This window comes from Flavobacterium sp. KY-23415, assembly GCF_055384985.1.
Map to the genome: position 1 here is coordinate 1,844,092 of NZ_AP044001.1, position 12,797 is coordinate 1,856,888.

Genomic DNA, 12,797 nt, shown 5'->3' on the forward strand with positions numbered 1-12,797 from the left:
TTAAATGAAAAAAATTGCTTTAAAAATAGTATTAGTACTAAGTGTCTTTAGTGTTGTTTCTTGTGATAAAGATTATAATACAATTGGATCGGATGTTATTGGAGATGGTCATTTTGAACTTTCTGTAAAAAAAGACGTGTCTTTAGTTGCTTATACTAAAGCAACAGGTGCTGTGCAGTCAAATAATTTACCAGTAAATACACTAGGTTTTTATTCAGATGGTTTTTTTGGAGGGAGTAAATCTACTTTTGTAACTCAGTTAGAGTTGGGTAGTGTGGCTCCTGATTTTGGAATTGAAATTGACATTCAAGCGAACGATTCAGTATATTTGTATGTTCCTTATTACACAAAGCAGAATGCAACAGGTTCTGGAATAGAGCCAAATACTTATGAGTTTTTAAAGTCTACTGTTTTTGGTAATGTTGAGACGGCTTCATTAGATTTGAAAATATTTGAAAATAAATATTATTTGAGAAGTTTTGATGCAGCAGATCCTTCTGTTAGTCAGAAATATTATTCAGACCAGAAAAGTCTTGTTGAAAATCTTATTGGGGCTAATCCTCATTTGAATGATGGTGCAAATGCTGCTGAAAACACTGCATTTCAGTTTAAAGATGATGAAATTATTATTTATAAAACAAATAGTACAGGTGCGTGGTTAGATAGTGACGGTGCTGTAACTACAGATTTAACGAAAAGAGTGGTTAAGGAAAGAATAGCTCCAGGAATGTGGATTAATTTGAATAAAACTTTTTTTAAAGATAGAATTTTAAATGCATCGGATGCTGATTTGGTAAATAATAATGTTTTTAAAGAGTATTTAAAAGGATTGTATTTTCAAGTAAATGATAACGGAAATTCAAACGTTATGGCAATGTTAGATTTTTCAAAAGCTTATATTAATATACAATACCATTCAAAAGCTGTTTTAACAACAGATGAATTGAAGAAGAAGAATTTTAGATTGAATTTAAAAGGAAATACAGTTAATTTCTTTGAGAATACATCAAATGTGAATTATGTAAATGCTATAGGTTCTCCAAATGAAACTATTGGAGATGAGTTTCTTTATCCTAAAGGAGGAGACGGTTCTGTTGTTTTTATAGATTTATTTGGTGAAGATGCCAATGGAGATTCAACGCCAGATGAGTTGCAGCAATTGAGAGATGAAAAAATATTGATTAATGATGCGTTTTTAACTTTTTATATAAAAAACGAACAGCAAGAACGTAATTCAACTAGAATCTTTTTATATGATGCTACTAATAATATTCCTATTTTGGATTATATCTTTGATAGTTCAACAGCTACAGATCCAGAAAATAATAAATTTTTCTATGGTGGTATTTTAGTAAAAGAAGACGATGTTGATACGAAATATAAAATTAAATTGAGTAGTCATATTAATAGATTAATTAGAGGAACAGATTCTAATACTAATAAAAATGTTAGATTAGGGCTTTCGGTTACACAAAATATAAATAACGGTAATAGATACGGGATTAAAAATGCCTTTGTGGGGACTACTAATCAAAATGTTCCAATTGGATCGATCATGAATCCGTTAGGAACAGTTTTATATGGTAATTTACCACAGGTTCCTGAAGCAAAAAGATTGAAGTTTGAAATTTATTATACTAAAGCTAATTAAAATTAATTTATGTGTGGTATTGTTGGTTATATAGGTCATAGAGATGCATATCCAGTTCTAATTAAAGGTTTAAAAAGACTTGAATATAGAGGATATGATAGTGCAGGAGTAGTGTTGTTTGATGGTAATGATCTAAAATTATCAAAAACCAAAGGGAAGGTTTCGGATTTAGAAATTAGAGCAGCAGAAGAGAATACTAAATTTGGAAAAATTGGTATGGGGCATACGCGTTGGGCAACTCATGGAGTTCCTAACGATATAAATTCGCATCCTCATTATTCAAATTCTGGTAATATTGTTATTATTCATAACGGTATTATTGAGAATTATGAACCAATAAAGAAGGAGCTTATAAATAGAGGTTATTCTTTTCAATCAGATACTGATACAGAGGTATTGGTCAATTTGATTGAAGATGTGAAAAAGAAAGAAAATGTTGGTTTAGGAAAGGCGGTTCAGATTGCTTTGAATCAAGTCGTTGGTGCTTATGCAATTGCTGTTTTTGATAAAGAAAAACCAAATGAAATAGTTGTAGCTCGACTAGGAAGTCCATTAGCAATTGGAATTGGAGAAGATGAGTTTTTTATTGCCTCAGATGCAACACCTTTTATAGAATATACTTCAAATGCTATATATTTAGAAGATGAAGAAATGGCAATTGTGCGTCTGCACAAGCCAATGAAAGTGCGTAAAATTAAAGATGATTCTTTGGTTGATCCTTACATTCAAGAGCTTCAAATGAATTTGGAGCAAATTGAAAAAGGAGGATATGATCATTTTATGTTGAAAGAAATTTATGAGCAGCCAAATGTTATAAAAGATACTTATAGAGGTAGGTTGTTAGCTAATAAAGGGATTATTCAAATGGCAGGGGTAGAGGATAATATTGAAAAATTCCTTAATGCAAAGAGAATAATAATTATTGCTTGTGGTACTTCATGGCATGCTGGTTTAGTTGCGGAATATATTATTGAAGAATTCGCTAGAATTTCTGTTGAGGTTGAATATGCTTCAGAATTTAGGTATAGAAATCCAATTATAAATAAAGATGATGTTGTAATAGCAATTTCTCAGTCGGGAGAAACTGCAGATACTTTAGCGGCTATAAAATTAGCAAAAGAAAATGGAGCTTTTGTTTTTGGAGTGTGTAATGTTGTGGGGTCATCTATTTCGAGAGAAACTCATGCAGGAGCATATACGCATGCTGGACCAGAAATTGGTGTAGCTTCTACAAAAGCGTTTACAACACAAATCACTGTTTTAACAATGTTAGCATTGCGTTTAGCTAAGGCTAATGGGAAAATGACAAATTCAGATTATCAAAGATATTTGTTCGAATTAGAATTGATTCCAGAAAAAGTAACTGAGGCATTAAAGAGTAATGAAGTAGCAAAAGAAATTGCTGTAAGTTACAAAGATGCACCAAATTGTTTGTATCTTGGAAGAGGATACAATTTTCCAGTGGCATTAGAAGGAGCGTTAAAGTTGAAAGAAATATCATATATACATGCAGAAGGGTATCCTGCTGCAGAAATGAAACATGGGCCTATTGCCTTGATTGATGAATCAATGCCTGTTGTGGTGATTGCTCCAAATAAAGGGCATTATGATAAAGTAGTGAGTAATATTCAAGAAATTAAATCAAGAAGTGGAAAAATTATTGCTGTAGTAACAAAAGGAGATACTCAGGTTAGAGCCTTAGCAGATCATGTAATAGAGATTCCTGAAGTTTCAGAAGCGTTAACACCATTATTAACAACAATTCCTTTGCAATTACTGTCTTATCATATTGCAGTAATGAGAGGGTGTAACGTGGATCAGCCAAGAAATTTAGCCAAATCGGTTACTGTAGAATAATATATATAAAAAAGCGAATTTGATGTTTTCGCTTTTTTATTTCAAAAAACTCAAAGAAATTATTGCAAAATTGTTAACAAAAAAACTATCTTTGCAATCTGAAAAATGTATCGGTTTTTCAATACTAAATAGCTATTAAATAAATACATAAGCAATGTCTAAAGTTACAGGAAAAGTTGCAAAAATTATCGGACCAGTTGTTGACGTGGTATTTAACACGGAAAATGCTGAGCTTCCTAAAATTTATGATTCATTAGAAATCACTAAAGCAGACGGAACAAAATTAGTATTAGAAGTACAATCTCACATTGGTGAAGATACTGTTCGTACAATCTCTATGGATTCTACAGACGGTCTATCAAGAGGGCAAGAAGTTGCAAGTCTTGGTACTCCTATTCAAATGCCAATTGGTTCTGAAGTGTTTGGTCGTTTATTTAATGTAATTGGTGATGCAATTGACGGTTTAGGTGATTTACCTAAAGAAGGTTCAAATGGTTTGCCAATTCACAGACCAGCTCCAAAATTTGAAGATTTATCAACTTCTACTGAAGTTTTGTTTACAGGGATTAAAGTTATTGATTTAATTGAGCCTTATGCAAAAGGAGGTAAAATTGGTCTTTTCGGTGGTGCTGGAGTAGGTAAAACAGTATTAATTCAAGAGTTGATTAATAATATTGCAAAAGGTCACGGTGGTCTTTCTGTATTCGCTGGAGTAGGTGAAAGAACACGTGAAGGGAATGACCTTTTAAGAGAAATGTTAGAATCTGGAATTATCAAGTATGGTGATGATTTCATGCATTCTATGGAAGAAGGTGGTTGGGATTTATCTAAAGTAGATAAAAATACTATGAAGGGATCTAAAGCTACTTTCGTGTTTGGTCAAATGAATGAACCACCAGGAGCACGTGCGCGTGTTGCTTTATCTGGTTTAACTATTGCTGAGTATTTCCGTGATGGAGCAGGAGATGGACAAGGAAAAGATGTACTTTTCTTCGTTGATAACATTTTCCGTTTTACTCAAGCTGGTTCTGAAGTGTCAGCTCTTTTAGGACGTATGCCATCTGCGGTAGGTTACCAACCAACATTGGCTACAGAGATGGGAGCTATGCAAGAGCGTATTACATCAACAAAAACAGGATCTATTACATCTGTACAAGCGGTTTATGTACCTGCGGATGACTTAACTGACCCTGCACCGGCAACAACATTTGCTCACTTGGATGCTACTACAGTATTGTCTCGTAAAATTGCAGAATTAGGTATTTATCCTGCGGTTGATCCATTAGACTCAACTTCTCGTATTTTAACACCAACAATTTTAGGAAATGAGCATTATGCTTGTGCTCAAAGAGTAAAAGAGATTTTACAGCGCTATAAAGAATTACAAGATATTATCGCAATTCTTGGTATGGAAGAATTATCAGAAGAAGATAAATTAGTTGTGTCAAGAGCGCGTCGTGTGCAACGTTTCTTATCTCAACCTTTCCATGTAGCAGAACAATTTACAGGATTAAAAGGAGTTTTGGTAGATATCAAAGATACTATCAAAGGTTTTAATATGATTATGGATGGTGAGTTAGATCATCTTCCAGAGGCAGCTTTTAACCTTAAAGGGACAATTGAAGAGGCTATTGAGGCTGGAGAAAAAATGTTATCAGAAGCTTAATTTAGTATTCAGTGTTTAGTTGCAGCATTTAATATGTTAGCTAATCACTATTACTAATCACTAATTACTAGAAAATATGATTTTAGAAATAGTATCGCCAGAAGCTACATTATTTAAAGGAGAAGTTATTTCGGTAGCAGTTCCAGGAGTTAATGGAGAATTTCAAATGTTAAATAATCACGCACCAATTGTTTCATTGTTAACAAAAGGAAACGTGAAGATAAACGCTCAAAATATTAAAATAGAAAAAGAATTTATTTCTAAATTTAGTAAAATTAATGAGCAAACGTTTTGGTTACCAATTGATTCAGGTACTATCGAAATGAATGAAAATAAAGTTATTGTTTTAGCTGATTAAAACAATAAAAATAAATCTAAAATAAGTCTTGCAATTTGCAAGACTTATTTTTTTTCATAATATTTGTATATTAACTATCAATTTATCATGAAAAAACTGTTATTATTAACCTTGACAATTTTTACATGCAATACTTTTTCCCAGGATAATTGGCAAGAGCTAATGCATAATAAAAATGCTAACTTTAATGTAATTAAAAAAGATTTCGAGAAGTACTATGATTTAAATGTTTCTAATGCAAAGAAACTTCCAAAAGGAAGAGGGGTGAAACAATTTGAAAGATGGAAATATTATTGGCAAAACCGTGTAGATGAGAATGGAAATTTCCCTGAAGAAGGAAGTGTTCTTGAAGAAATTATAAAATATAGAAATTTACATACTAATAAATATACGACAGGTTCTGGTAATTGGTCTATTGTAGGACCTATTTCTTCACCTAGTAATGGAACTGGACAGATGAATGGTAATGGACGAGTAAGTTCGATTGCGTTTCATCCTACAGATCCAAATATTATTTATGTAGGAGCTCCTTCTGGAGGGTTTTGGAAAACATCAGATGGGGGAACAACTTGGACAGAATTTTCTAATGGATTAGTTCGTTTAGGGGTTTCGAGTATTGTCATAGACCCAATAGATCCAAATATCATTTATATTGGAACCGGTGATAGAGATGGTGGTGATGTTCCTGGTTATGGTGTTTGGAGAAGTATAAACGGAGGAGTAACTTGGACTGCTCGTAATACAGGAATGGGAAACAGAACTATTAATGAATTATTGATGGATCCTACCAATTCGAATATTATGGTGGCAGCAGGTTCTAATGGAGTAATTTATAGAACAACAGATGCAGGAGCTACTTGGACTGGATCTGCTGCATTAGCTTCTAATCCAAAAGATATTGCTTTTCATCCTACAAATTCAAATATAGTTTACGCATCTGGGACAACATTTCATAAGTCAACAAATGGGGGTGCCACTTTTACTCAGATAACGAGTGGTGTTCCAGCAGGTTCTCAAAGAATTGCACTTGCAGTTTCTGCAAATCAACCAGACTGGGTTTATCTTCTTGCGGGAGGAGGAAGTGGCTTGATAGGGATTTATCGTTCTACAGATAGTGGGAATAATTTTGCAACAAGAACAACTACTCCCAATATCTTAGGATATGTTACTAACGGTTCAGATACAGCTAGTCAAGCTTGGTATGATCTTGTTATTGCTGCCGATCCAACCAATGCAAATATAATTTACACTGGTGGCGTTAATCTTTGGAAATCTGTTGATGGTGGAGCAACAATGACCTGTGCTTCCTATTGGGTAGGAACGAGTGGTACGATTGATGGGGTTCATGCAGACCAACATGCATTGGAGTTTTCTCCGCATACTAACAATATATATAATGGGAATGATGGTGGGATTTATTTTTCTACTGATAACGGTTTGAATTGGAATGATATTAGTAGTGGTTTAGCCATTGCACAAGTTTATAAAATTGGAGTTGCGCAAACTGTTCCAGAAGTTGTTATCAATGGGTATCAAGATAACGGGACAGCTGTTAGTAACGGAACTACTTTTTCAACCGAGATTGGAGGAGATGGAATGGAGTGTATTGTTGATCCAACCGATGCTAACTATATGTATGGCGCTCTTTATTATGGAGATATTCGAAGATCTACGAATGGCGGTAATACGTTTTCAGGGAATATTGCAGGAACAATTGGTGAAACAGGAGCATGGGTAACACCTTATAAGTTAGACCCAAACAATGTAAATACCATGTTTGCAGGGTTTGATAACGTTTGGAGAAATACAGCAGTTAAAACAGGTGCAACATGGACTAAAATATCAAATTTTTCAGGAACATCTGACATTGTAGATTTAGCGATTGCTCCTTCAAATAGTAATGTCATGTATGTTTCTCGAAATGCTTCTGATAGATTCTATTCAACAACAAATGCATTAGCAGGTTCGCCAACTTGGACAAATTTAACAGCAAATTTACCATTTGCATCTACTCCTAAAGATATTGAAATAGATCCAACAGATCCAACACATCTATTTATTGCAATAGGGAATGATATTTATGAATCAACTAATTCAGGAACAAGTTGGACTAATGTTTCGGGTACTTTACCAAATATTTCTTTAAATACAATTGTAATTGATCATTCTAGCGCTGTAGATGCGATGTATGTTGGGATGGATGTTGGAGTGTATTATAAAGACAATAATTTAACAGACTGGGTATCATATTCTGCTGGGTTGGCGAATATTGAGATTTCTGAATTAGAAATTTATTCTAATGCAGCAGATTGTAAAAGCAAACTATATGCTGCTACTTATGGTCAAGGACTATGGATTAGTGATTTAAAAGACCCAGGAAATGTAGCACCAACAGCATGTTTTGAAGCTAGTCCAACAAATGGTTGTGTGGGTTCTGATTTTGTGTTTACAGATAATTCAGATTTTACTCCAACGTCTTGGTTGTGGACTATTACACCAGCAACGGTAACATTTGTTAATGGGACTTCATCAACTTCTCAAAATCCAGAAATGAGATTTTCAAATCCTGGTTTTTATACGGTAGAATTAACAGCTACAAATGCATATGGGTCAGATTCACAAACAAGAGTGTCTTATATTGAAGTTGTTGCAGGAACTATTGCTTCTGGATTTAATGAAGATTTTGAAGGAGATGCATTATGTAGTGTTGCAACAGATTGTGGAGTAACAGTTTGTGGCTTGAGTGGCTTATGGTCTAATTTAGTTAATGGAACTGAAGATAATATTGATTGGAGAGTAGATGAAGGGGGAACACCTTCTGCAGGAACAGGTCCAAGTGTAGATTATAATCCAGGAACAGCTACAGGGAATTATGTATATTTAGAAGCTTCTGGAGGATGTGTGAATCAGACAGCAATTCTCGAAAGTCAATGCATGATAATAGATCAAGGTTATGACTTTAAATATGCTTATCATATGTTTGGAACTACAATGGGAACCTTGCATACAGATCTTTTTGTTGATGGTTTGTGGCAAGAAGATGTAATTACTGCAATTTCTGGAAATAAAGGTAATGTTTGGAATATTGCAGTAGTAGATTTATCTCCATATATTGGTAAAACAATAAAGATAAGAATTAGGGGGATAACAGGAAGTGATTTTGAATCTGATATTGCTATTGATGATATTCAATTGGTGTCTAAATGTTCAGGAACTACAACTTGGAACGGATCGGCTTGGTCTAATGGAGTGCCAACAATAAGTACGCCTGTAGTTATAAATGGTGATTATAATACATCCGTAAGTTCAAGTTTTAAATGTTGTAGTTTAGTGATTAATTCTGGTTATGAATTAAATATTAATGATTCTAATTATGTGGTAGTTGAAAATGGAATTACTAATAATGGATCATTAAATGTAAAAAATAACGGTTCGTTAATTCAAATTAATGATACCGATACAAATGTGGGGGTTATTTCCTATGAAAGAATAGCGAATATAAGACAGCAAGATTATGTATTTTGGTCCTCACCAATTAAAAATTTTAATGTTGCAGACGTTTCTCCTTTAACACCTTCAGGTAAAATTTTTAAATGGAATCCAACCTTTGCAAATCCGAATGGAGCACTTGGGTACTGGATAAATACTCCCTCAGAAATTATGGCAGAAGGAGTTGGTTATATTGTTAAAGGACCAACAACATTTACGGCAACTCCACAAAACTATACTGCATTATTTAATAATGGAGCTCCTAATAATGGATTAATTCAAGTGCCAATTTCTAGAGGAGGCTATACTGGAAGTGATTATTCTGGAACCAATTCTGTTACAATTACACGATTCGATGATAATTGGAACTTAATAGGTAATCCTTATCCTTCGTCAATAAGTGTAATGGATTTCTTAACACTAAATAATACAAAAATTGAAGGGGCAGTTAGAATTTGGACACATGGAAATTTACCAAGTAGTAGTAATCCAAATCCTTATTATGGTAATTATAATTCAAATTATTCGGTTACAGATTTTATTGTTCATAATGGGACAGGAACAGTGAGTGGTCCAGCTGGATTTAACGGGTATATTGCAGGTGGTCAGGGTTTCATGGTTTTAATGAATGATGGAGCAGCTACTACAGATAATGTAACATTTAATAACGCATTGAGAAGTGAAACCTATTTAAATAATCAATTTTATAAGAGCAATAATTCAGAAATTGAAAGGAGTAGAATTTGGTTAGATTTGTCAAATGAAGATGCGAGTTCAGATAGAACCCTTATTGGATATGTTACTGGTGCTACAAATGCTAAAGATTGGTTGTTTGATGCTTTTACTAAAGTGGAACCAAACCAGCAACGAATCTATACTTTTGCTGAAAGTGATAAAATGATTATTCAAGGCTTAGGACTGCCATTTTCAGATGAAGATACAATTCCTCTAGGGGTTAATGTGCCATCAAATGGGAATTATACAATATCTGTTCATGCCGTTGATGGTCTTTTTGCAAATCAAGATATATTTGTAGAGGATACTAATCTAGGTACTCAAGCAGAAATTTCTTTGCAGCCTTATACTTTTTATGCAGATGCTGGTGAGATAAACGATAGATTTATTTTAAAATTTAAAGAGTCTGCATTATCAAATGATGATTTTACTTTAAATCCTAACGATATTATTATAAGTGGAGTTGATCAAATTGATGTAGTATCAAAAACAGACAATATTAAAGATATTTCAGTCTATGATGTTTTAGGAAGAAGGTTATTAGATATGAAAAACATCAATACTGATAAATATGAGATTAATACCTTAACGAAATCAAATACAGGACTATTCATAAAGATTACGTTAGAGAATAATAAAACAGTATATAAGAAGTATATTTTTTAGTTTTTTTTAAATAATAAAAATAAACAAAGTCCTGCAATTGCAGGACTTTGTTTATTTTTGAACTATGAAATTTCCAGAATCATTACACAATAAATTAGAGAATAGAAAGGAGAATAGCTTATTACGTTCACTTCCTCTAACAAGCAATTTAATTGATTTTGCTTCAAATGATTATTTGGGTTTTTCTAGGAATGAAGCTGTTTTTCAAAAAACACATCAATTATTAGTAGATAGAAAAATAATTCAAAATGGAGCAACAGGCTCTCGATTACTTTCAGGAAACCACGAATTATATTTTGAAGTAGAAGAACATATCGCTAATTTTCATGAATCGGAAGAAGCTTTGATTTTTAACTCTGGCTATGATGCTAATGTTGGTTTTTTTAGTGCTGTACCACAAAGAAATGATGTTATTTTATATGATGAGCTGATACACGCATCTATTAGAGACGGCATTCAAATGAGTTTAGCAAAAGCGTATAAATTCAAACACAATAACCTTGAAGATTTGGAGAAAATTATACAAAAGAATAAGACTATATGTAATGAAATTTATATTGTTACAGAATCTGTCTTTTCTATGGATGGAGATTCTCCCCATATTTTGCAATTAGTAAAGTTGACAGAACATTATGATGCCTTATTAATTGTTGATGAAGCGCATGCATTAGGCGTTTTTGGAAGCAAAGGAGAAGGTTTAGTACAAAGCTTGCAATTGCACGAGAAAATCTTTGCAAGAATCATGACATTTGGAAAAGGACTAGGTTGTCATGGGGCTGCAATTTTAGGAAGTAAGTTATTAAAGGATTATTTGGTGAATTTTTCAAGAAGTTTTATATACACTACAGCACTGTCTCCACATGCCGTAGCTACTATTTTGATAGCTTATCAAGAGTTAGAAAAAAGTAAGGAGTTAATCGAAAAGCTTCAATATAACGCTGATTTTTTTAACAAAGTAGCGTCTAATTTTTACACAACCACTCTTTACAACTCTTCTATAAAATCAATAGTTATTTCGGGTAATGAAAAAGTAAAAAATACAGCTTGGCTTTTAAAAGAAAAAGGATTTGATGTAAAACCAATTGTCTCTCCAACGGTACCTCAAGGGGAAGAACGACTTCGTTTTTGCCTACATTCCTATAATTCAGATAAGCAGATAGAACATGTTCTTCAATTGCTACAAAACATTTATAGATAATATAAACTATTTTAATTGTGTTTTTTGTGTATAGTTTGCGACCTTTGCACACTATGGAGGAAGTAAAATTTAAGAAAGTAGCGAGCTATCAATATTCATCTGAAGCGCTGATTTTTAAAGGAAAATTAGAATCTGAGGGGATTCAGGTTTTTATGAGGGATAATCATACTATTGATACAGACCCTTTGGTTAGTAATGCTATTGGTGGTGTGAAGTTGTTTGTTAAAGAAGAAGATTTTACTAAGGCAACTGCTGTTTTAGAAACTATTTCAAAATATGAAGTTGACAATCAAGGAGAAGGAATAACTTGTCCTAGTTGCAAAGAGAAAAAAGCAATGTTAGTTTCTGTTGTAGATGATGCAAAATCATTCCTGTCTATGCTTATAGCGCTACTTTTTATTGTTTTACCTTTCTATGTAAAAAGAAAATACAAATGTGATTCTTGTGGATTTGAATTCGAAAATAAAAAATAGAAAATGAAAATATTCGTAACAGGTATAGGAACCGATGTTGGAAAAACCATAGCCGCTGCAATTATAACGGAAGCACTAGAAGCTGATTATTGGAAACCAGTTCAAGCTGGAGATTTAGAGAATTCAGATACACATAAAATAGCAAAATATGTTTCGAATACAACAACAGTTTATCATGAAAATAGCTATGCCTTAAAGACTCCTGCAAGTCCTCATTATGCGGCAGAATTAGACAATGTAATCATTGATTTGAATACTATTAAAGAACCAAAAACAGATAATAATTTAGTTGTTGAAGGAGCAGGAGGTATTTTTGTTCCTTTGAATGATAAAGATACTATTGCAGATTTAATTCAACCCGATTATAAGGTTATAGTAGTTTCAAGACACTATTTAGGAAGTATTAATCACACACTTCTCACTATTGAAGCCTTGCAAAATAGAGGTATTGCAATAGCTGGGATAATTTTTAATGGCGATGTGAATAAAGCAACAGAATCGATCATTCTTTCTAAATCAGGTTTGAAAATGATTGGTAGAATTGATAACGAACCCTATTTTGATAAAAATGTGATTCGTTATTATGCAGATATATTCAGAGATAATCTTTTAAAAATTAAATAAAAAACAAAGAGAAAGGAAAATAGACTTCCAACTTTGTGTAAAGAGCAATTCTAACTTCAGATTTCTAAAATCTAATTTCA

The 12,797-nt window shown here is 32.9% G+C and carries 8 protein-coding genes; all 8 read left to right on the forward strand.

Going from position 1 to position 12,797, the window contains the following annotated elements:
* The first annotated feature begins 4 nt into the window (after positions 1 to 4).
* The 8 genes from ACZ49Z_RS08130 to bioD all read left to right on the forward strand — a co-directional run bounded on the left by ACZ49Z_RS08130 (position 5) and on the right by bioD (position 12,717).
* Complete coding sequence (locus tag ACZ49Z_RS08130; RefSeq protein ID WP_464307672.1) at positions 5 to 1,651, forward strand: DUF4270 domain-containing protein; 1,647 nt, start codon at positions 5 to 7, stop codon at positions 1,649 to 1,651.
* A gap of 9 nt (positions 1,652 to 1,660) precedes the next feature.
* On the forward strand, positions 1,661 to 3,508 hold the full coding sequence (gene glmS / locus ACZ49Z_RS08135) for a glutamine--fructose-6-phosphate transaminase (isomerizing) (protein WP_464307673.1): 1,848 nt from the start codon (positions 1,661 to 1,663) through the stop codon (positions 3,506 to 3,508).
* Positions 3,509 to 3,662: 154 nt separating this feature from the next.
* Entirely contained in the window at positions 3,663 to 5,174 is a 1,512-nt protein-coding gene (gene atpD / locus ACZ49Z_RS08140; protein WP_464307674.1) for a F0F1 ATP synthase subunit beta, read from the forward strand.
* A 76-nt stretch (positions 5,175 to 5,250) separates the two neighbouring features.
* A complete protein-coding gene (locus ACZ49Z_RS08145; protein WP_464307675.1) occupies positions 5,251 to 5,532 on the forward strand; it encodes a F0F1 ATP synthase subunit delta/epsilon in 282 nt (93 codons plus the stop codon).
* An 87-nt stretch (positions 5,533 to 5,619) separates the two neighbouring features.
* Positions 5,620 to 10,422 (forward strand): VPS10 domain-containing protein, encoded by a 4,803-nt coding sequence (locus ACZ49Z_RS08150; protein WP_464307676.1) that lies wholly within the window; start codon positions 5,620 to 5,622, stop codon positions 10,420 to 10,422.
* A gap of 64 nt (positions 10,423 to 10,486) precedes the next feature.
* Positions 10,487 to 11,620, forward strand: a complete 1,134-nt coding sequence (locus ACZ49Z_RS08155; protein ID WP_464307677.1) for an aminotransferase class I/II-fold pyridoxal phosphate-dependent enzyme — start codon at positions 10,487 to 10,489, stop codon at positions 11,618 to 11,620.
* A gap of 53 nt (positions 11,621 to 11,673) precedes the next feature.
* The gene (locus ACZ49Z_RS08160; RefSeq protein WP_464307678.1) at positions 11,674 to 12,093 is read left to right on the forward strand and encodes a putative signal transducing protein; all 420 of its coding nucleotides are present in this window, start codon (positions 11,674 to 11,676) and stop codon (positions 12,091 to 12,093) included.
* A 3-nt stretch (positions 12,094 to 12,096) separates the two neighbouring features.
* Entirely contained in the window at positions 12,097 to 12,717 is a 621-nt protein-coding gene (gene bioD / locus ACZ49Z_RS08165) for a dethiobiotin synthase (protein ID WP_464307679.1), read from the forward strand.
* Positions 12,718 to 12,797 lie beyond the last annotated feature (80 nt).